At 52.2% G+C, this 21,877-nt stretch carries 18 protein-coding genes; 7 read left to right on the top strand and 11 right to left on the bottom strand.

All coding sequences use genetic code 11. The features are described 5' to 3' along the window. Positions 1-12 precede the first annotated feature (12 nt). The 11 genes from TH25_RS18040 to TH25_RS17990 all read right to left on the bottom strand — a co-directional run bounded on the left by TH25_RS18040 (position 13) and on the right by TH25_RS17990 (position 12,470). A complete protein-coding gene (locus TH25_RS18040) occupies positions 13-891 on the bottom strand; it encodes an ABC transporter permease subunit (protein ID WP_114089696.1) in 879 nt (292 codons plus the stop codon). An 80-nt stretch (positions 892-971) separates the two neighbouring features. Further along, positions 972-2,273 carry a sn-glycerol-3-phosphate ABC transporter substrate-binding protein UgpB gene (gene ugpB / locus TH25_RS18035; protein ID WP_114089695.1) on the bottom strand — a complete coding sequence of 434 codons (1,302 nt, stop codon included), beginning with the start codon at positions 2,271-2,273 and terminating at the stop codon, positions 972-974. Positions 2,274-2,722: 449 nt separating this feature from the next. Further along, positions 2,723-3,592, bottom strand: a complete 870-nt coding sequence (locus TH25_RS18030) for an ABC transporter permease (RefSeq protein ID WP_114089694.1) — start codon at positions 3,590-3,592, stop codon at positions 2,723-2,725. A gap of 9 nt (positions 3,593-3,601) precedes the next feature. After that, complete coding sequence (locus TH25_RS18025; protein WP_114089693.1) at positions 3,602-4,489, bottom strand: ABC transporter permease; 888 nt, start codon at positions 4,487-4,489, stop codon at positions 3,602-3,604. Then, positions 4,486-5,640 carry an ABC transporter ATP-binding protein gene (locus TH25_RS18020; protein ID WP_114089692.1) on the bottom strand — a complete coding sequence of 385 codons (1,155 nt, stop codon included), beginning with the start codon at positions 5,638-5,640 and terminating at the stop codon, positions 4,486-4,488. The genes TH25_RS18025 and TH25_RS18020 overlap by 4 nt, the downstream gene beginning before the upstream one ends. Before the next feature lie 120 nt (positions 5,641-5,760). Further along, on the bottom strand, positions 5,761-6,846 hold the full coding sequence (locus TH25_RS18015; RefSeq protein WP_181847692.1) for an extracellular solute-binding protein: 1,086 nt from the start codon (positions 6,844-6,846) through the stop codon (positions 5,761-5,763). Positions 6,847-7,143: 297 nt separating this feature from the next. Beyond that, positions 7,144-8,262 (bottom strand): ABC transporter ATP-binding protein, encoded by a 1,119-nt coding sequence (locus TH25_RS18010; protein WP_114089690.1) that lies wholly within the window; start codon positions 8,260-8,262, stop codon positions 7,144-7,146. A 27-nt stretch (positions 8,263-8,289) separates the two neighbouring features. Next, positions 8,290-9,135: a carbohydrate ABC transporter permease gene (locus tag TH25_RS18005; RefSeq protein WP_114089689.1), complete on the bottom strand. Its 846-nt coding sequence runs from the start codon at positions 9,133-9,135 to the stop codon at positions 8,290-8,292. A gap of 15 nt (positions 9,136-9,150) precedes the next feature. Then, complete coding sequence (locus TH25_RS18000; protein ID WP_114089688.1) at positions 9,151-10,089, bottom strand: carbohydrate ABC transporter permease; 939 nt, start codon at positions 10,087-10,089, stop codon at positions 9,151-9,153. A 170-nt stretch (positions 10,090-10,259) separates the two neighbouring features. Beyond that, complete coding sequence (locus TH25_RS17995; RefSeq protein ID WP_114089687.1) at positions 10,260-11,525, bottom strand: ABC transporter substrate-binding protein; 1,266 nt, start codon at positions 11,523-11,525, stop codon at positions 10,260-10,262. Positions 11,526-11,582: 57 nt separating this feature from the next. Continuing rightward, a complete protein-coding gene (locus TH25_RS17990) occupies positions 11,583-12,470 on the bottom strand; it encodes an N-acetylmuramic acid 6-phosphate etherase (RefSeq protein ID WP_114089686.1) in 888 nt (295 codons plus the stop codon). A 266-nt stretch (positions 12,471-12,736) separates the two neighbouring features. Here TH25_RS17990 and TH25_RS17985 point away from each other — a divergent pair, with 266 nt between their 5' ends. From TH25_RS17985 to uvrA, 7 genes are all read left to right on the top strand, one after another. After that, positions 12,737-13,627 (top strand): glucosamine kinase nucleotide-binding domain-containing protein, encoded by an 891-nt coding sequence (locus tag TH25_RS17985; protein ID WP_114089685.1) that lies wholly within the window; start codon positions 12,737-12,739, stop codon positions 13,625-13,627. Beyond that, positions 13,624-14,385 carry a GntR family transcriptional regulator gene (locus tag TH25_RS17980; protein WP_114089684.1) on the top strand — a complete coding sequence of 254 codons (762 nt, stop codon included), beginning with the start codon at positions 13,624-13,626 and terminating at the stop codon, positions 14,383-14,385. The genes TH25_RS17985 and TH25_RS17980 overlap by 4 nt, the downstream gene beginning before the upstream one ends. Positions 14,386-14,436: 51 nt before the next feature. Further along, the gene (locus TH25_RS17975; protein WP_114089683.1) at positions 14,437-15,480 is read left to right on the top strand and encodes an SIS domain-containing protein; all 1,044 of its coding nucleotides are present in this window, start codon (positions 14,437-14,439) and stop codon (positions 15,478-15,480) included. Continuing rightward, complete coding sequence (gene nagA, locus TH25_RS17970) at positions 15,480-16,613, top strand: N-acetylglucosamine-6-phosphate deacetylase (protein ID WP_220151454.1); 1,134 nt, start codon at positions 15,480-15,482, stop codon at positions 16,611-16,613. Before TH25_RS17975 ends, nagA begins: the two co-directional genes overlap by 1 nt. Before the next feature lie 42 nt (positions 16,614-16,655). Next, positions 16,656-17,729, top strand: coding sequence for a Gfo/Idh/MocA family protein (locus tag TH25_RS17965; RefSeq protein WP_114089681.1), 1,074 nt, complete (start codon positions 16,656-16,658; stop codon positions 17,727-17,729). A gap of 21 nt (positions 17,730-17,750) precedes the next feature. Then, a complete protein-coding gene (gene fbaA / locus TH25_RS17960; RefSeq protein ID WP_114089680.1) occupies positions 17,751-18,830 on the top strand; it encodes a class II fructose-bisphosphate aldolase in 1,080 nt (359 codons plus the stop codon). A 197-nt stretch (positions 18,831-19,027) separates the two neighbouring features. Continuing rightward, positions 19,028-21,856, top strand: a complete 2,829-nt coding sequence (gene uvrA / locus TH25_RS17955) for an excinuclease ABC subunit UvrA (RefSeq protein ID WP_114089679.1) — start codon at positions 19,028-19,030, stop codon at positions 21,854-21,856. The last annotated feature ends 21 nt before the right edge of the window (positions 21,857-21,877 follow it).

The following is a 21,877-nucleotide window of genomic DNA, read 5'->3' as shown; positions in this document are numbered from 1 at the left end:
CGATGCCCTTTCCTAGTAATGGACTTTGCGTTCAATGAAGCGGAACTGAAAAACGGTCAAAATACTGACCATAATCATCAGCAGCACCGATTGTGCCGAACTGCCGCCCATATCAGCCCCCAAGAAGCCATCAACATAAACCTTGTAAACCAGTGTAGCCGTGGCACCGCCCGGCGCGCCCTTGGTCGAAACGTCGATGATCCCGAAGGTTTCAAAGAAGGCATAGGTCAGGTTGATGACCATGAGAAAAAAGGTCGTCGGGGCCAAAAGCGGAAATGTAATGGTCCAGAACCGGCGTTCGGCACTTTTGCAGTCCAGCGTTGCCGCTTCGGTCACGGATTTGGGAATGCCCTGCAAGCCCGACAGGAAGAAAATGAAATTCACACTAACCTGTTTCCAAACTGCGATCAGCACCACGACAAAGGTGGCATCATTGGCATTCTGGATATGGTTAAAATTGATGCCGATTCTGTTGATGAACAGATAAAGATCCCCCATCAGCGGGTTGAACATCATGATCCCGAGCAACCCGGCCACCGGCGGCGCCACGGCATAGCCCCACATCAACAGGGTTTTATAAGCCTTTGCCCCGCGAATGACTTCATCGGCGCGCACGGCCAGAAACAATGAAATAGCAATCGAAAGAACGGCCACCAGTGCCGAAAAAATCACGGTAAACCAGGCAGACCTTAGCCAGGCGGGATTGGAGAGCACATCCTCGAAATTGCGAAACCAGACAAATTGCGAGGACATGCCAAACGCATCCTCCAGCAAAAATGACTGATGGATCGCCTGAGCGGCTGGCCACAGAAAAAAGATGGCAATAATAATGATTTGAGGTGCCACAAACAGATAAGGCACCGGGCTATGCCCGAACTGAACGCGTTTCATGACAAATATCGGCCTGAGAGAAACGGGAAAACCAAAAGGCAGGGCGACGATAAGCGTCGCCCTGCCCGGCAAGGATGATGTTAGTTGCTGTAGGTATCGTGGAAACGCTTCAGCAGCTTGTTGCCTTCGGTTTCGATCACATCAAAAGCCTGATCAACGGTTTCATCACCATTCATCATTTTATCAACTTCGGCATAGATCACTTCGCGGATCTGGACGTAATAGCCAAGACGGTAGCCTTTGGTCCATTTCCCGCCTGGTTCGGAAAGCTGTTCGATACCAACTTCCGCATCCGGGCTTTCTTTGTAATAGCCGTCTTTTTTGGCCAGTTCATACGCGGCGTTCGTAATCGGAACGTAACCGGTTTCCTTGTGCCAGTAATACTGGGTCTGCGGCTTGGTCAGGAATTCAAAGAACTTGGCAACACCCTTGTTCTCTTCTTCCGAATGACCGGTAAAGGCAAACAGGGCTGCACCACCGATAAAGGTGCTTTTCGGTGCATCGCCAACACCTTTCCAGTAAGGAAGGGTCGAGGTACCAAAATCAAAGCTCGCACTTTTACGCAAGCCCCCGAACGACCCCGAAGAGCCCAGCCACATGGCGGCTTTCTGCTGCAGGAAGGCATCCTGGTTTGCACCCCAGGCACGACCATAATAGCCGAAATAGCCCTCGTCTTTCCATTCCTTCACTTTTTTCCAATGATTTTTAAGGTTTTCATTGTTGTAAAGGAGTTTGACGTCGGTGCTGTCATAGCCGTTATTGGCAGTTGCCAGTTGCAGGTTGTGACGCGACATGAAGTTTTCAAAGAAGATCCACGGGCTGTGGGATTCAGCCAGACCCTGATAACCGGCTTCTTTCAGCTTCGGTGCCATTTCTTCAAATTCCTGCCAGGTTTTCGGCGGGTTCTGAATACCGGCTTTTGCCAGGGCATCCTTGTTGAAATACAAAAGCGGGGTGGAGCTGTTGAACGGCAGGCCGATCATTTTGCCTTTGGAATCAGCATAGAAATAACGCACACCCGGGATATAGTCGTTAATATCGAATTTGGCGCCGTATTTTTCCAACAGATCCTGAACCGGGTAAACCGCCCCCTTGGCATTGATGATGGTGGCGGCACCGGCATCAAAGATCTGGATGATGTTGGGCTGATTTTTCGCGCGGAACGCTGCGATACCGGCCGTCATCGTGTCTTCATAGCCACCCTTGTTGACCGGCACGACCTTGTATTCTGACTGGCTTTTGTTGAAATCATCAGCAATATGGTTAACAACATCACCAAGGGCGCCATCCATTGCGTGCCACCAGGTAATTTCCGTCGTTGCATTGGCTGAATTTGCCATAGCAAACAGCGCCGCAGCCGCCATCAGCGTTTTGCGAAACATGGTTCTGTGAACTCCCAAATAAAATAAATAGCCTGCATTGGCCTGCTGTCTCCCAGGCCAAACAACACGCCTATTTTTTCCAATGCAGAGGCCATTCACTCAAGTGACAGTTTTCGGAAACTTATGTTTTAAACAAATTTCACTTTCGTTTGACGTATATAAATAAGGTCAAATTTTCATTTGATCGCGAAATGAAACGGAACACGGGTGTTGATGGCTCGGTCAACACCCAAAATGTCAGCATTTAACGATGTCACATTATTGAAACATTTTGTTTTTTTGGCTGATATTGCACCGATGAAGACTGATGTTTTTACTTAAAATTGATATTTCCCCGATTTTCTCGCTTCTTTTTTCACATCAACATCGAATCAACAAAAGAAAAAGCGGCACGCCAGAACCGCTTGTTTCAACAATGTTCATTTTAAAACTGATTAAGACATGCCGGTCTATGGCGCGCCCTTTTCGCGGCGGTCACGCTGGGCAAAAACGGAAAGCAAAGCCAGCACACCGGAAACCACCATCAAAAGCAAAGAAAGCGCATTCAAAACCGGGGTTGATCCCTGCTTCAAACGATCAAACATGGCGATGGTCAAGGGCGCATCCGACCCAACCAGCATCAAGGTCGTATTGAAATTTTCAAATGACATTAAAAAAGACACAATCGCAGCGCCAATCAATGCCGGTTTTAAAAACGGTATCGTGATGGTTCGGATGGCATCAAACCGTGTTGCACCCAGGTTTAGGGCCGCCTCTTCCAGGGTGATATCAAACTTGCGCAGGCGGGCCGAGATGATTAGCGTGGTAATGGTGGTAATGAAGGCGAACTGGCCAAGAATAACCAAAAACAGGCCGGGGCGCAGAAAGTCCCATTCCCAGCCAAATACGTTCTCCACCCCATTGGCAACGGCATTGGAAAAGACCAGGATCGAAATGCCAAGAATAACACCGGGAATCACCAGGGGAGAAATGGCAACCATATAAAGCAGGTTTTTACCGGGGAATTTGCCACGCTCAAACAAAAAGGCATTGCATGTTCCCACCGAAATGGACAGCACCGTCACCCAACAGGCCACAAATGCAGATGTGCCCACACTGCGCAACAGGGCTTCATCGTGAAAAATGCCGATATAGGGATCCTTGTCGCCCAAAAACCAGTTCAATGTTGCCCCTTCCCACGGCATGGAGGGAAAGAGGCTGTTGTTAAAGGCAAAAACACCCACAACAACCAGGGGGGCTGCCAGATAAACAAAAAACAGCGCCACATAGGCCCCATACAGGCCCTTGGCATATCGTGACTGGGGAATGGACGGTATCATAATGCCCCCTTAACCCACGGTATCTGACAATGTCTGTCGGCTGAGTTTAAGGCCAAGCCAGACAATGAAAGACGAAAGTACCAACAACAAAAAGCCAAAGGCAGAGCCGGTTTCCCAGTTAAACCGCGTAATGAACTGGGTATAGATCTGATCAGTGAACCAAAGGCTGCTTTTGCCCCCCAAAAGCGTTGGCGTCAGATAATTGCCCAGAGTCAGCATGAAAACAACAATACAGCCCGAGGCAATGCCCGGCATGGCATGGGGGATGACAATATCGCGGGTAACGGTAAAAGCATTACCCCCCAGGTCATACCCCGCCTCGATCAGGCTGTCATCCAGGCTATCAAGCACCGAGACCAGCGGCACAACCATAAACAGCATAGAGGTATAAACCAGCCCGACCATGATGGTGACATCGTTATACAGCATCTCCACCGGCCCATCGACCAAACCGGCCCATTGCAGAAAATGGCTAACAACGCCGCTTTCGCGCAGCAAAATCATCCAGCCGAAGGTGCGTACCAGTTCACTGACCCAAAACGGAATGAGGCACAGCAAAAACAGCACATTCTTTGCCCTGCCCCGCATCACCTTGGCGATATAATAGGCAACCGGAAAGCCGATCAGCAATGTCAGCGCGGTCGCCAAAATCGACATGGTCGCGGTGCGAACATAAGTGTTCCAGTAAAGGGGTTCGGTAAAGAACTCGATATAATTGACAAAGCTGAATTCATATTTGCCATATGAAATACGTTCGCGCAGCGAGACCATCAAAAGGTCAATATGCGGTAGCAACACAAGTAAAACCAGCCACAACAGCAAAGGCGTTGCCATTAGCAATACACCCAGCTTAAGGCCGTTTCCGGCAACACTTCCTGTTGGGTTTGGGGTGCTCATGCAATGGCCTCGTCTGTTTGTGAGGCCGCTTTGGTTGCAACAGCGGGAAAACACTTGGTCTGATCGGCTTTCCAGCCCAGATCCAGAATATCACCGGGGCGAATATCGGCAAAGGCACCAGTTTGCGGCAACGCCACATTCATATCGTGGCCGGTGGCAAGTTCCTTAAGTTGCACGCTGCTAGCGGCACCATTAAATAACAGGTTTTCGACCCGCCCCTGCATATGGTTAAGGCCGGGTTCGTTTGTCGTACCCTGCCCTTGCCTTTCAAGGCTGATGGCTTCGGGGCGCACAAAAACATCCACCTCTTGCCCAACCGTTTGCCCGGACATACCAAACTGGTCTGCGGCAGCATAAATCACGCCGCCGCTTTGCAGGCGTATCGTCGCCCGACCATCGGCAATGGTTTCAATCCTGCCCTGCCAACGGTTGCTTTCGCCAACAAACCCGGCAACAAACGGGGTTTGCGGGCGATAATAAAGCTCCTGGGGGGTGCCGACCTGCTCGAACCGGCCCGCATTCATCACGGCAACCTGGTCTGACATCACCAGTGCCTCGGACTGGTCATGGGTGATGTACACAAAGGTGGTGCCGATTTCATGCTGAAGCTGTTTTAGCTCCACCTTCATATGTTCGCGCAATTTAAGGTCAAGAGCACCCAATGGTTCATCCAGCAGCAAAACCGCCGGTTCCAGCACCAAACAACGGGCAATGGCGATACGCTGTTTTTGCCCGCCTGATAGCTGATTAATCTGCTTTGGGCCCGCATCGGGCAACCCGACACGCGCCAGCGTTTCACTGACCCTGGATTTGATTGTTGCCCGGTCAACGCCGCGGCGGCGCAACCCATAGGCAACATTGTCAGCAACATTCATCATGGGAAACAGGGCCAGATGCTGAAACACCATATTGACCGGGCGGCGGTTTGGCGCCACACCCAAAACCGATTTTCCCTTGATCAAAATATCGCCACCCGAGGGTTCGAGAAAACCGGCCAGCATGCGCAGCAAAGTTGTTTTACCACAACCGCTTGGCCCAAGAATGGAAAAAAATGACCCCTGCGGGATGGTCAGTGACACCTGGTCAACGGCCGTAAATTGACCGAAATTTTTGACAACATCGCGACATTCCAAATCAAACTGGTCGGCCATGATCACCCCGAATGAAGTCTTGGTCTTTTAATTTTTAAAAACAACAAGCACCGATAAGTGATTGTTTAAAATGAAATGGCATCCCCGGCCAATTGCCGGAGATGCCAATATAAAAACCGCTTATTGTGCGGCTTTAACGCGGTCCAGCACCTTGCCTTCAAGGGTTTCCAGGCCAGCTGGAACCGGCGGATACCATTTGATATTATCCAGGGCTTCCTGCGGGAAGCTGTTTTGGAACTGGGTTTTCAACTGTCCCTCAACAAAGGCATCAGCCCCTTTGGATGCGGTAAAATTGCCCGCACTTGCCGTGATTTTGGCGGCGATTTCCGGCTGCATGACAAAGTTGATCCATTTATAGGCCGCATCTTCGTTTTTCGATTTGCGCGGCAGGGCAAAGGTATCGACCCAACCCAGCGCACCGGATTTCGGCGCAACAAATGTAATATCGGGATTATCGCTGTTGAGTTTCCAGCCCCCGGTATCCCATGCCATTGCCGCAACCACTTCACCCGAACGCACCAGGTTCAGCAGTGCATCGCCGCCTTCCCAATAGGTTTTGACGTTCGGTTTGCATTCGATCAGCTTTTGCTCAACCTTATCAAGAATTTCCTGATATTTGGCTTCATCACCATAGGCGGCAAATGGGTCCATGCCCATTGCAAAGGCAAACCCGATCAGGGTCGGACGTTTCAGACGATAAGAAACCTTGCCTGCAACATCCGCATTGCAAAGGTCCGTGTAATCCTTGACGTCCGGGGCTTCCTTGGTATTCACAACCAGCCCGCTGGTCCCCCAGATATGCGGCAGACCATAAACGTCGCCGTCAACCGTGGTGTTGGTTTTTGTTGCCGCCAGCATGGACGGAATGAATTTGGCCGTATCCACCTTGGACATATCCATCGGTTTATAAATGCCATATTCCTTTTGTGCACCGGCAATACGGTCCTGCGACGGCTGGGCAAGGTCAAAGCCACTGCCACCTGTGGCGCGCAGCTTTGAAATCATGTCTTCATTGTTCGACAGCGTCACCTCGACATCGATGCCGGTTTCCTTTTCAAACATCTCGATAACGTCGTCAGGTGCATAACCACCCCAGGTCAACAAACGCAGTTCTTCAGCCTGTGCCGTTCCTGCCAGCAGGGCAACACCCGCCAGTGCAGAAACTGCCAACATGGTTGTGCGTAGCGAGCCGGTATTTTTAGACATTGTAACGAACCCCTATATTGACGCGTTCAAAATCTGCCACCAGGCACCCCTTGCAACCCGCCTGCATGGGGCTTTGCATGATAGTATCAGCAAATTTTATGTTGAAACGAAATCAAAAATGACGATTTCGTTTTCTATTGAACTTTTCGTTACAAGTTTCGTCACGTTTTCGCCCAAACTGCAAGTTAAACTTCTGCAACAAAATGCAGGCATTGGGGATTATTTCCGCCCGCCACAAACGAAAAAAGGGAAGCCACCGGGGCCTCCCTTTATTATTTTTGCTGCTATGACAGCTCTCTATTCATCCGCACTGTATTGGGCGGGACAATTGGTTTTGCGATACGCCTTGCCTGCACCATCAAACAGGTGCGATGCGCCACCCTCGGCTGCGGCTTGAACGGTTTCGCCGACTTTGACACGACTGTGCCCTGGTGCACGCAATGTCACCCGATCGGCATTTTCCAGCCGCACGTAAAGATAAGTGGAGTCGCCCAGTTTCTCGACAACCTCCACTTCCCCTGTCACGGGCAAATCGCCGGTGCGGTCCAGCTCCACATGTTCCGGTCGAATGCCAAGTTCGACTTCTTTGCCAATATCGCCAGCAGGCACCGAGAACGGCAAGGTTGCCGTGGCACCGCCGGGCATTTCCACAGTAACAGTTTCACCAGCAGACGCAGTGATCTTGACACGGGTAAAGTTCATCGATGGCGAGCCGATAAATCCGGCAACAAAGCGGGTTTTCGGATGATGATAAAGCTGCATTGGCGAACCCACCTGCTCTACCTGCCCGGCATTCATCACCACGATCTTGTCGGCCAGGGTCATGGCCTCGATCTGGTCATGGGTGACATAAATGATGGTGGATTTCAGTTTTTGATGCAGCTTGGCAATTTCGATGCGTGTTTGCACACGCAAAGCGGCATCAAGGTTTGATAACGGTTCGTCAAACAAAAAGACCTTGGGCTGACGCACAATGGCACGACCAATGGCAACACGCTGGCGCTGCCCGCCGGAAAGTTCGGATGGGCGACGGTCCAGCAATTGATCAAGCTGAAGAATGGAGGCCGCAGCCCGCACCCGTTCATCAAGGGCGGCCTTGTCGGTTTTGGCCAGCTTCAGGCCAAATGCCATGTTTTTATAAACCGTCATATGGGGATACAGCGCATAGGACTGAAACACCATCGCAATGCCGCGATCCTTGGGAGTTTTGTGATTAACGATGTCATCATCAATCAGCAAATCGCCGCCGGTAATGTCTTCCAACCCGGCAATGATGCGCAAAAGGGTTGATTTGCCACAGCCCGACGGGCCAACAAAAACGACAAATTCCCCGTCTTTGACATCCAGATCAATGCCATGCAGCACATCAACCGCGCCATAGCTTTTACGGATCTGGTTCAGTTTCAAATCGGCCATTTTTCAAGTGCTCCTGTAACCCGTAAATTACTTCACTGCGCCAGATGTCAGGCCGCGGATCAGTTGGCGGGAGAAAATCAGATAAAGGATCAGGATGGGAATGATCGCAAGGCTGAGCGATGCCAGAACCGCATTCCAGTCCGTCACATACTGACCAATAAACTGCTGAACCCCCAGCGTGATGGTTTGCTTGCCATCGCCTGGTGCCAGGATCAGCGGGAACCACAAATCATTCCAGATCGGGATCATGGTAAAGACAGCAACGGTCGCCACAGCCGGGCGCACCAGCGGCAGGATGATGGCAAAAAAGATTTTAAACTCGCCCACTCCATCACAGCGCGCGGCTTCTTTCAAATCCTTGGGAATTTGGTGCATAAATTCCGTGAGGATGAAAATCGCCAGTGGCAAGCCCTGGGCGACATAAACCAGAACAAGGGCCGTCAGGGTATTTACCAGGCCCAGATCAACCATCAAATTGAGGATAGAAACCGTCCCAAGGCGGATCGGCACCATGATGCCAATCGCCAGATAAATCGCCAACGCGGTATTACCGGGAAATTTATATTCTGACAGAGCCCAGGCCGCCATTGCCGCAAGCACCAGCACAATAGCAATCGTCACAACGGTGACAGAAATACTGTTGAAGAAATAGGTCCCGAAATCGGCCTTGTCGAGAACCTTGGTAAAACCTTCAAGACTAAAGGTTTTCGAGGTTGGCAGGGCCATTGGCTCGCGAAAGATACCCTTGCGCGATTTAAACGCGTTAATCAGGATCAGAAAAACCGGATACAGTGCAATCAGCGTATAGCTAAGCAAAACGGCATGGACGATAACCGCGCGCGACGCATGATCCTTGCGAATTTTCAAAGACATGGATGCAGCCCCCTTTTACAGCTGATAGCGCGACAGGCGGCGCTGCACGACAAACAGATAGAACAGCACACCGGCAAGAATGATCAGGAACATTAGCGATGCCACGGTCGCCCCCAGCGTGGGGTTGCCAAGCTGCAACTGATAGCCAAAGAAGGTGCGGTAAAACAGTGTCCCCATGATGTCGGTCGAGAAATTTGGCCCGGCCAGTGCCCCCTTGACCGCATAGATCAGGTCGAAGGCATTAAAGTTACCAACGAAGGTCAGGATGGAAACCATTGCAACAGTTGGTAAAACAAGTGGCAGCTTGATATACCAGAACACCTCGAAATGGCTCGCCCCATCGACAATGGCGGCATCGACCAGATCTTCGGGGATGGCAAGCAGGGCGGCATAAATCAGCATCATCGGGATCCCAACCCATTGCCAGACAGAAATGAAAGCCAGCGTAATCAGTGCGCTACCCTCCTTGCCCAGCCAGGGACCAAACAGCGATTTTAACCCGACAATATCAAGAATATCCGCACCCACACCCCAAACCGGACTCAGGATCAATTGCCAGATAAAACCGACAATCACCACAGAAAGCATGGTGGGCATAAAAATCAGCGTGCGATAACTGTTGCGAAATTTAAGGCGTGGCAGGCTTAAGACCGCAGCCAGAGCAATCCCGATCGGGTTTTGCACCAGCATGTGAACAGCAAAGAACTTCATATTGTTCCAGAAGCTGTTCCAGAATGTATGTGACCAATCCGGATCACTTAACACCGTGCGATAATTATCGAGCCCCACAAAAGCCAGGTCGCCGCCATTGGTGGCGCTGAAAAAACTGAGCCGGATTGAATCAATCAACGGATAAATCATAAACAGCGTATAGATAAGTGTCGCGGGTGCCAGAAAGGCAAACACAGGCAGTTTTGCCTTGCGCCAATCGGTCATGGGCCCTGAATGCGCCATACCATGTCCTGTCTGTCTGAAAATTTTGGGTGCGGAAACAAACGGGGAAAATAACCAAGGTCTGCCCCGATGTTCCGTCTTTGGCAATCAAAGAGATCGCCCGTTCGGCAGTTCTTTTTTCCGGAAGGATGGACAGGCGCCAAAATACGCCTGTCCACAACATCATCCGATCATTTCTGATGCGGTGCGTACCATTTTTTCAAACCGTCTTCGACTTTCTCCGAAGCCTGCTCCGGCGTCAGTGTGCCGTTAATGACCTGGGCCGAAACGTTCCACAATTCGTTTTCCAGGTTCGGCGTCCCACGCGACAAAATCTGGTAAGAATTGCGAATGGTCGATTTGCACTTCTGGCGCCAGCTGACAAATTCCTGGGCAACCGGATCTTCGATTTTGACTTTGGCATTCGACAGCGAGAAGAAACCAGGCAGCGCATTGGAATAAAGCTGCGCAAAGTCAGGGCCGGTCATCCATTCAAGGAACACTTTGGCGTCTTTGGCATTTTTGGAATGCGCATTCAGGCCCATGCCAATATCGGTATGGTCACTGATATAACAGGTATCCGAGCCAGCGGGCGGAGGCGGCGGAAACGCACCAAATTTGAAATCGGCCTGTTTGTTAAACAACGAAATATCCCAGGAACCCGCCGGATAAATGGCAGCTCTGCCCAGCGAAAACAGATTTTGCGCATCCGGGTAGGAAATGGCTTCAAAGCCATCGGGCAAATAGTCTTTCCAGCGGGCCAGTTCCTTGAAGGTATCGACATAGGGTTTGTCGGTAAATTTGGCACTGCCATCAATCAGGGCTTTGCGGCCTTCTTCGCCTTTCCAGTGATTGGGACCAATATTCTGAAAGCCCATCGTGGCGGCTTCCCATTGGTCAGCTGTCCCCATTGCCATCGGGATATAGGTGCCATCTTCCTTGATTTTATCAAGAACCTGGAAGAATTCCTCTGTCGTTTTGGGAACCTCTACGCCAACTTCATCAAAGGCTTCCTTGTTATAAATGAAGCCATGAATAACCGATGCGATGGGCACGCAGAAGGTGGTTGAACCATCGTCTGTCTGCCAGGCGGACTTGGCAACATCCGAAAAATTATCCATCCCCGGAAGATCATTAAGCGAAACAAGATTGCCCTGCTTGTAAAGTTCAAGCGACGCATCAAACGGACGGCAGGCAATCAAATCGCCAGCCGTACCACCGGAAAGCTTGGCATTCAGCGCGGCGTTATATTCGGTCGGCGTGGTTGGTTTGAAAGAAACGTGAATGTCGGGATGTTTTTCGTTGAAAGCGGGAATGATTTTATCATTCCAGATATCGATATCGTCGTTACGCCAGCTTTCAATAACCAGATCCCCTGCCTGTGCCATGAGAGGGACCAGGGCGACACTTGCCGCCAAGGCCGCCGCCAGCCCTTTTGCCACGAATTTGTTCGACATTATTTATGCCTCCTCTGATCAATGTCGGGGGATTGCCCTGCCCTTTATGGACCGGGTTCAATCCTTATATTCAAGCGCCGCCCGCAGATTGCCGTTCACGGACGCCAGAATTTCTTTGGCCTCTGAGAGATTTTTGCCGCGCGCCATTAAAACGGCGCTGCGAATATCAAAACCGGATTGTTCAAGTGCCAATTGCGCGGTATCGGCATTGCATTGTGCAATCTGCACCACGATACGCACTGCCCGACCCTGCAATTTTACGTTATCGGCCCGCATCCCCACCATGAGGTTGTCAAACAGGCGACCCATCCGGTTCATCACCAGCGTCGACAGCATGTTAAGCGCAGCCTTTTGCGCCGTGCCCGCCCCCATACGGGTGGACCCGGCAATGACTTCGGGCGCACTATCAAGAAAAATGCCATGATCGACATGATCAAGCAATGCGCCGTCACCATTGTTGCAAATGCCCACCGTCAGGGCACCCGCTGCACGGGCCGCACATATCGCATTCAGGGTAAACGGCGTCGAACCACTTGCCGCGACACCGATAACAACATCCCCGGAACCAATATTATGGTGTCGAATGGCGGCCCTGGCGGCATCGATATCATCTTCAGCGGCGTTAAACACACCTGGTTCACTATCGACACCCCCGGCTACCAGAACAATCGTCTGATCTTCGGGCCAGCCAAATGTCCCGCCCAGTTCCTTGGCGTCCTGCCAGGCAACGGTGCCTGATGTCCCGGCACCAGCATAAACCAGACGTCCGCCATCCAGCAATTGATCGGCAATATTGGATGCTGTCCGCGCAAGTATTCCGATAACAGGACCGACCGAGGCTACGGCACGCATCTGCCCTTCCCAAAGCGCAGTCAGGAAATCGGTATCAGACCACTGGTCCAATCCGGCAAAGCGCAAATCGAATTCTTCGGTGCTTAATGCCATTTTCCTGCTCTCCCTTACCTAATCAAATACCATTATGATACCAGATACGCAAGGCGTTAAATGCAAACCAAATAAAATCACCCGGAAAATTCACAGGTAATATTTTAAAATCATATATTTATGAGAAAATTTAACCAAATCACCCAAACAGCACCACATAGATGCGCGACTACCAGAACCCGAATGTGCTTCTAACTGGACCTATATTGGTATTGCAAATATTGATACCACTCTGCTATGGTGACGGCAGGTAGGGATGGCAAACAATGAACAAACCGGATTCTGATGGTCTTTTTCTTGGCGTCGATGGTGGCGGTACGCGCTGCCGGGTACGCCTGTGTGACGGGTTTGGAAATATCCTGGGCGAAGCCGTTCGTGGCGGTGCAAACACCCGCCTGGGGCTGGAAAAAATCTTTTCGGAAATTATCGCAGCAGCACGCGACACCCTCGAACAGGCAGGACTCCCCCATACCCGCATCGGCGACATTCATGCAGGTATGGGACTGGCAGGGTTATCGCTTGAGCGTGAACGCAAATGTATAGCCGCCTACCCCCACCCTTTTGCCAGCGCCGTTTTTGAAACCGATGCCTTTACCGCCTGCCTTGGCGCCCATAACGGCCAGGATGGTGCCATCCTGATTGTGGGAACCGGCACTTGCGGCCAGGCGATTGTTGATGGCAGGCAGCTTGCTGTTGCCGGTTGGGGATTTGAGATTTCAGACATTGGCGGTGGTGCGCGCATTGGCAAACTGGCCCTGGAAAAGGCCCTGCTGGCCCATGAGAAAATTGGTATGGCAACCAGTCTGACACACCAGCTTATGGCGCATTTCCACCACAGCCCCGAAGAGATGGTTTCCTTTGCCGAAACCGCCCGCCCGTCAGATTACGGCCAGTTCGCCTTAACGGTTTTTGACGCCCTGGATAACGGCGATGCAATTGCCCGCGACATTGTTGAGCAGGCCAGACTGGCAAATGAGCAAATTTTACGCCGCCTTATGGCCTTTGGGGCCGCAAGGCTGACCCTGATGGGGGGCATCGCCCGGCGCATGGCCGATTTGATGCCAGATGACATTCAAAGCAAGCTTGTCCCGGCAGCAGGAGACGCGCTGGATGGTGCCATCCTGATGACCAAACGCCTGCAGGAGGAACGCCGGTGATTGCCACAGATGATGTCTTAAACAGCCTGCGTGCCCGCGATTTTGAACATACCGGTCATGGTCCGCTTTATCGTCGTTTGCAAACCGCCATAAAGGCCATCATTGATGATGGTATTTTAAAAGTCGAAGACGCCCTGCCCAGCGAACGCGACCTGGCAACCGAATTGGGTATTTCGCGTGTCACGGTACGCAATGCCGTCAGGGCCCTGGTGGAAGACGGCGTGTTGATCCAACGCCACGGCGCGGGCACCTTTGTTGCACCGCGCGTGGAGCAGGCCCTGTCGCGGCTGACATCCTTTACCGAGGATATGACAACCCGGGGTCTTAATCCGGGGGCTGTCTGGCTGGAAAAATCGGTTGGCTACGCCACCCCCGAAGAAGCAATGGCCCTGAACCTGTCACCGGGCACCGAAGTCGCCCGGTTCCGCCGCCTGCGCACCGCCAATGACAAACCGATGGCGCTGGAATTTGCCGTGGTTCCCAAACAGTTCATTCCGCACCCCGAAGACGTCGATAAATCGCTTTATGATGCGCTGGCGAGATATGGCAAAAAGCCCGACCGCGCGCTGCAGCGCCTGCGTGCCGAACTGTTTGACAACGAAACCGCGCGAACGCTTGGCGTGCCCGAGGGCAGTGCCGCCCTTTATATCGAACGGCGATCATTCCTGGCAAATGGCACACCCGTTGAATTTACCCGTTCCCATTATCGCGGCGACAGTTACGACTTTATCGCCGAAATGCAGGTGGATGCGCGATAGGTGCCATCATCCTCTTTTTGCAAACAGCATTTTAACGCAAGGAAAGCGAACATGACCACACGCTGGACGCCCCAAACCCAGATGGGTCGCGAAACCGCCCAGGCCCCGGATGTTGTCAAGGCACAACTGGCCGCCAATCAGGATGCCATTGCTGCCCTGGTCAGCGAATTGCGCAGCAACCCGCCCGCCTTTGTCATGACCTGCGGGCGCGGCAGTTCGGACCATGCAACACTTTATGCAAAATACCTGATCGAAAGCCAGCTTGGCATTCCCGTGGTGTCGGCCGCACCGTCAATCACATCGATCTATGGCAAGACCCTGGCGGTTAAAGGCGCATTGTTTATTGCCGTTTCACAATCCGGCAAAAGCCCGGATCTGGTGCAAAGTGCGACCGCTGCCAAAAAGGCTGGTGCGCGTACTGTGGCGTTGGTGAATGTAACCGATTCCCCGCTGGCCGAAACGGTGGACCATGTTATCCCGCTTATGGCGGGGGCCGAAACCAGTGTCGCCGCAACCAAATCCTATATCGCAACCCTGTCGGCCATTGCCCAGATAGTGGCTGGCTGGCTGGATGATACCAGCCTGAATAACGGTCTGGCTGCCCTGCCCGACCAATTGAGGCAGGCCCTTGATCAAGACTGGCTTGATGCCGCCGAACCGATTGCCAAATCGCAGGGGTTATATGTTATCGGGCGCGGCCCGACCTTTGCCATTGCCCAGGAAGCCGCCCTGAAATTCAAGGAAACCAGCAGCCTGCATGCCGAAGCCTTTAGTGCTGCCGAAGTCAAACACGGGCCAATGGCGCTGGTAACACGTGACTTTCCGTTGCTGGTTTTTTCGCAGGATGACGCCACCCGCGAAAGTATCGAGGGTTTCCTGACGGAAATGCGGGCAAAAACCGATAATTTATTTGCCGCCGAAACAGGCGGCACCACCACCAGGGGCCATTTGCCGGTTGTCGAAAACATTCACCCGCTGCTGGCGCCGATTGCAATGATCCAGACCTTTTATACCCTGGCTGAACATGTTGCATTGCATCGGGGCTGCAACCCCGATGCACCGCCACATCTTTCCAAGGTAACGGAGACGCATTGATGACTGTTCTTGCCATTAAAAATGCCCGACTGTTCGATGGCGAACAGTTTCACGATGATGTCTGCGTGATCGTTGAAAACGGTAAAATCAGTGCGATTTCCCCGGCCAGTAAACCCGATGGGGCTGATATTTTTGACGCCCGGGGAAATGTGCTGGCCCCCGGGTTTATTGACGTGCAGGTCAATGGGGGCGGTGGTGTTTTGTTAAACCACTCGCCTAGTGTTGACGGCATTCGCCAGATTATGGCGGCGCACCGCCAATTTGGCACCACGGCCATGCTGCCGACCCTGATTACCGACACACGCGAAAAAATGCTGGCCGCAATTGATGCCGTTAAAAACGCCATCGACGAAGGCGTACCGGGCATTGTTGGGATTCATCTTGAAGGCCCGTATCTGAACACCGAACGCAAAGGTGTACATGACGCAAACATCATCCGCCCGATGGAAGATGACGCGATCGAGATTCTGTCCAGCCTGCCGAATGGCCGCATTCTGGTAACGCTGGCACCTGAAAAGGCCGCCAGGGGCATCATCGAAAAACTAACCGCCAAAGGTGTGTTGGTGTGCGCAGGTCATACAGCAGGCAGCTATGATGACATGCAAAAGGCAATCGGCGAAGGATTACGCGGTTTCACCCACCTGTTTAACGCCATGAGCCCCCTTGCCCATCGTGAACCCGGTGTTGCCGGGGCGGCAATGGCGGATGAAAACACATGGTGCGGCCTGATCGCCGATGGTTATCATGTCCATCCGGCTGCCATGCAGGTGGCCGTTCGGGCCAAGAAAACCGGCAAGATCATGCTGGTCACGGATGCCATGCCGACGGTGGGCGCAAAAACCAAGAATTTTATTCTGGGCGGCGAGGAAATTACCGCCATTGGCGGGCGTTGCGCCCTTGCTGATGGCACACTGGCCGGGTCAGATCTGGATATGATGTCGGCCGTTAAAAACAGTGTTGAGATGATCGGTGTTGACCTTGGCGAAGCCTTGCGCATGGCATCGCTGTATCCGGCAACGTTCCTGAAACTTGATGATTGCAAAGGCAAAATCCTTCCGGGTTTTGACGCCGATATGGTGTTGTTTGACCCGGAAAGTTATGATGTCAAAAACACTTGGGTTTCAGGTAAATAAATCAAAAATTTTATCTAAAACATAAGATCAGGAGGCTTCCCCATGACGTCGAACCCCGTACGCATCCTTGTTGTCGGACTGGGCAATATGGGGATGTCCCATGCCAAGGCATACCATACCCTTGACGGGTTCGAGATTGTCGGCCTGTGCACCCGGTCCCCAATTGCGCCAGGCACCCTGCCCGACGGTTTTGCAGCCTACCCGCAATTTACCGATTATAAAGCGGCCCTGGCCGAAACCCGGCCCGATGCGGTTTCGATTAACACCTATACCGAAACCCATGCCGATTACGCCATTGCCGCCTTTGAAGCAGGGGCGCATGTATTTATCGAAAAGCCGCTGGCTGCCACCGTGGCCGATGCCGAGCGCGTTATTGACAGTGCAGTCAAACACGACCGCAAACTGGTGATCGGCTATATCCTGCGCCATCATCCATCCTGGGAGAAATTCGTTGAACTGGCCCAAACTCTGGGTAAGCCGCTGGTGATGCGGATGAATTTGAACCAGCAAAGCAGTGGCGAATTTTGGGAAACCCATAAACGGCTGTTAAACAGCGTATCACCGATTGTCGATTGTGGAGTTCATTACCTTGATATGATGTGCCTGATGACAGGTGCCAAACCGGTTTCGGTTCATGCGATGGGCGTGCGTCTGTCCCCCGATGTGGCCGGGGACATGTATAATTACGGACAATTGCAGGTCCGGTTTGATGACGGGTCGATTGGCTGGTACGAGGCAGGCTGGGGCCCGATGATCAGCGAAACGGCGTTTTTTGTTAAGGATGTGATCGGGCCAAAGGGGGCGGTATCAATCACAGATGTAGAAGAAAAAGGTGCCGGATCGGCCGATATCGACACACATACCAAAACGAATGCCTTAAAATTGCACCATGCTGCCACAGATCAGGACGGAAAATTTTCACATTCGGACGAAATCATCAAAACAGATGACGAGCCCGATCATGATGGTTTGTGTCTGCGCGAGCAGCAGTTTTTCCTAAAGTCTATAACGGAAAATCTTGACCTTACGCAGCATATGGCGGATGGATTGGGCTCCTTACGGATCGCCCTTGCGGCGGACCAGTCGGTCCGCACGGGGAATGTTATAATGCTCTGACCCCCAGGAGGAGTAACCCACATGCCTTCCGTTAAACCCGGTGTTGTAACCGGTGCGGCCTATCGTGAACTTGTTGCTGCCTGCAAGCAGGACGGTTACGCTCTACCCGCAGTTAATATTACGTCCTCGAGCACGCTGAACGCAGCCCTTGAAGCTGCTGCCAATGCCGGTTCTGACATTATCATTCAGCTTTCGAATGGTGGTGCGCAGTTCTTTGCCGGCAAGGGCATCAAGGATGCCGATGCGGCCCGTGTTATTGGCGCTGTTTCCGCCGCCCGCCATACCCAGCTTCTGGCTGAATATTATGGCGTTGCCGTTGTTCTTCATACCGATCATGCCAACCGGAAATTCGTTCCGTGGGTCGATGGTATGCTGAGCTGGGGTGAAAAAGCCTACAAGGAAACCAGCAAGCCTTTATTTAGCTCGCATATGCTGGATCTTTCCGAAGAACCGATTGAAAAAAACCTGGCAACCTGCGAAGAATTTCTGAAACGTCTTTCCGCTGTCGATATGAGCCTGGAAATCGAACTGGGTGTGACCGGTGGAGAAGAAGACGGCATCGGCAAGGAGCTTGATACCTCTCAGGACGATATCGATCCGCGCCTTTATACCCGTCCGGAAGAAGTTGAAGAAGCCTATCGTCGCCTCAAACCGCTGGGCCATTTCTCGATCGCGGCAGCATTTGGCAACGTGCATGGCGTTTACAAGCCGGGGAACGTTAAACTGCGTCCGGAAATCCTGCTGGAATCGCAAAAATACGTTGCCGAAAAACATGGCCTTGATGGCTTCCCGCTTGATTTCGTTTTCCACGGTGGTTCGGGTTCGGAAAAAGAAAAAATCGAGGAAGCCGTTGGTTACGGCGTTTTCAAAATGAACATCGATACCGACACCCAGTTTGCCTATGCGACAGCCGTTGGCAAATATGTCGAAGAAAACGAACGCGCCTTCAAATACCAGGTCGATCCCGACAACGACAAACCCTACAAAAAACAATACGACCCACGTGTTTGGGTCCGCGAAGCCGAACTTTCAATGGCAGCCCGCCTTGAAGAAGCTTTCAAGGATCTGGGTGCAACCGGCAAGTCGATTGCCAAGGGGTAATCCCCTGCCCGATTTTGCAAAACCCGCCAGAATTTCACTGGCGGGTTTTCTTTTGCGAACTACATAGCCGCAGACGCGAAAATATTACCCGTTTCTATTGCTGACAAATCCTGACAGGAACTGTCAGGGGCGGACTTGCGTATAATCACTGGCTCCTCTATACATTCCCCGAACAATTCAGGAACAAAAGGCCGGATATGCTGACAAAAATTTCAGTTCGCGGTGCGAAAGAACACAATCTGCAGAACATTGATGTCGAACTGCCACGTGATTCGCTGGTGGTCATAACCGGCCTGTCGGGATCGGGCAAAAGCTCCTTGGCTTTTGATACCATTTATGCCGAAGGTCAGCGCCGCTATGTCGAAAGCCTGTCGGCCTATGCGCGCCAGTTCCTTGAAATGATGCAAAAACCGGATGTCGAATATATCGACGGTCTGTCGCCCGCCATTTCGATTGAGCAAAAAACCACATCGCGCAATCCGCGTTCAACTGTGGGGACTGTGACCGAAATTTACGACTATATGCGCCTTCTTTGGGCGCGTGTCGGTATTCCCTATTCCCCGGCAACCGGCCTGCCCATTGTCAGCCAGACGGTTTCGCAAATGGTGGACCGCGTCATGGAAATGGAAGAAGGCACGCGGCTTTATTTGCTGGCCCCCATCGTACGCGGCCGCAAGGGCGAATATAAAAAGGAATTAAAGGAGCTTCGGGCACGCGGTTTTCAACGCGTGAAAATCGATGGAGAAATGTACGAAATCGATGAAGCGCCCGAGCTGAACAAAAAACTGAAACACGACATTTCCGTTGTCGTAGACCGTTTGGTGGTCAAGGATGGCATCCAGACGCGCCTTGCCGACAGCTTTGAAACTGCACTGGAACTGACCGACGGCATTGTTTTTGCCGAAGATGCCCGCAGCGGCGAAAGCACACTGTTTTCCGCCAAATTTGCCTGCCCGGTTTCGGGTTTTACCATCGAGGAAATTGAACCGCGCCTGTTTTCGTTCAACAACCCGTTTGGCGCCTGCCCGGTCTGTGATGGCCTTGGCACACAAATGGAATTTGACCCGGAACTGGTGGTGCCTGATACCAGCAAAACGCTTGATGATGGCGCGATTGCGCCCTGGGCCAGCAGCACATCGAAATATTACCTGCAAACATTGCGTGCGATTGCCAAGCATTATGGCTTTAAAACCAATGTGGCGTGGGAAAAGCTGCCGGAAAAGGCAAAGCACATTATTCTGCATGGGTCGGGCAATGAAGAAGTCACCGTGACCTATGATGACGGTTCGCGCAGCTATAAGGTTACACGCCCGTTTGAAGGGGTTATTCCCAATATGTCGCGGCGCTGGCGCGAAACCGACAGCCAGTGGGCCCGCGATGAACTGGCAAAATACCAAACCATTTCCGATTGTGACGCCTGCCACGGCCAGCGCCTGAAACCCGAGGCCCTGGCGGTCAAGGTTGATCACTGCACCATTTCCGAAATCACCGCGCTGTCTATTGGCAAGGCCGTGAACTGGTTTGCTGCCCTTGAACCGAAACTGGATGAAAAACAAACTGAAATTGCCCGCCGCATTTTGCGCGAAATTAACGATCGTCTGAAATTTTTGAGTGATGTGGGACTGGATTATCTATCCATGTCGCGCACATCGGGCACGCTTTCAGGCGGCGAAAGCCAGCGTATTCGCCTGGCATCGCAAATCGGTTCGGGCCTGACGGGTGTTTTATATGTTCTGGACGAACCCTCCATCGGCCTGCATCAGCGCGATAATGACCGTCTGCTTGAAACCCTGAAACGTTTGCGCGATTTGGGCAATACCGTGCTGGTTGTTGAACATGACGAAGATGCCATTCGCGCGGCTGATTATGTTGTCGATATGGGACCGGGCGCCGGTATTCACGGCGGACGCATTGTCGCCCAGGGCACGCCAGAGGAAATCCAGCAAAACCCCGAAAGCCTGACCGGGAAATATCTCACAGGCATTGAACAAATTGCTGTTCCCGCCAAACGGCGTGAAGGCAATGGTAAAGCCATTAGCATTCGTGGTGCCCGCGCCAATAACCTGCAAAATATCGACGTTGATTTCCCGCTGGGGAAATTCATTTGTGTTACTGGCGTGTCTGGTGGTGGTAAATCCAGCCTGGTCATTGAAACGCTGTATAAGTCACTGGCAAAACGGATGCACAATGCCCGTACCCAGCCCGGTGCCCATGACAGCATTTCCGGTATCGAGCATATCGATAAAATTATCGATATCGACCAAAGCCCGATTGGCCGCACCCCGCGTTCCAACCCTGTTACCTATACCGGGGCCTTCACCCCCATTCGCGAATGGTTCGCCCAATTGCCCGAGGCAAAAACCCGTGGTTACAAGCCGGGGCGTTTTTCATTCAACGTCAAGGGTGGCCGGTGCGAGGCCTGCCAGGGTGACGGTGTTATCAAAATTGAAATGCACTTTTTGCCCGATGTTTATGTGACCTGTGATCAGTGCAAAGGCAAACGATACAACCGCGAAACGCTGGAAATATCGTTTAAAGGTAAATCAATATCCGACGTTCTTGATATGACGGTCGAAGAAGGTGCCGACTTTTTCAAGGCCGTGCCCAGCATTCGCGACAAGATGGAAACCCTCAAACAGGTGGGGTTAAGTTACGTGCATTTGGGCCAGCAGGCCACCACCCTGTCGGGCGGGGAAGCACAGCGCGTCAAACTTGCCAAGGAGCTTTCAAAACGCGCGACGGGCAGAACGATTTACATTTTGGATGAGCCGACAACGGGCCTGCATTTTCATGATATTCGCAAATTGCTGGAAGTGCTGCATACCCTGGCCGATCAAGGCAATACGGTTGTTGTGATTGAACATAACCTTGATGTCATCAAAACTGCCGACTGGATTATTGATATTGGTCCTGAAGGCGGGGATGGCGGCGGCGCACTGGTTGGGGCCGGTACGCCCGAAGACATCATGAAAAATGACCACAGCTATACCGGCAAATATCTGAAACGGCATTTACGCCTGTCATAATGTTCATTTTGGCCGTGGGAC

It is taken from the genome of Thalassospira profundimaris (genome assembly GCF_003326755.1).
GTDB lineage: Bacteria > Pseudomonadota > Alphaproteobacteria > Rhodospirillales > Thalassospiraceae > Thalassospira > Thalassospira profundimaris_B.
The sequence above is the reverse complement of the archived record's forward strand: the minus strand, read 5'-3'. Positions and strand labels throughout refer to the sequence as shown.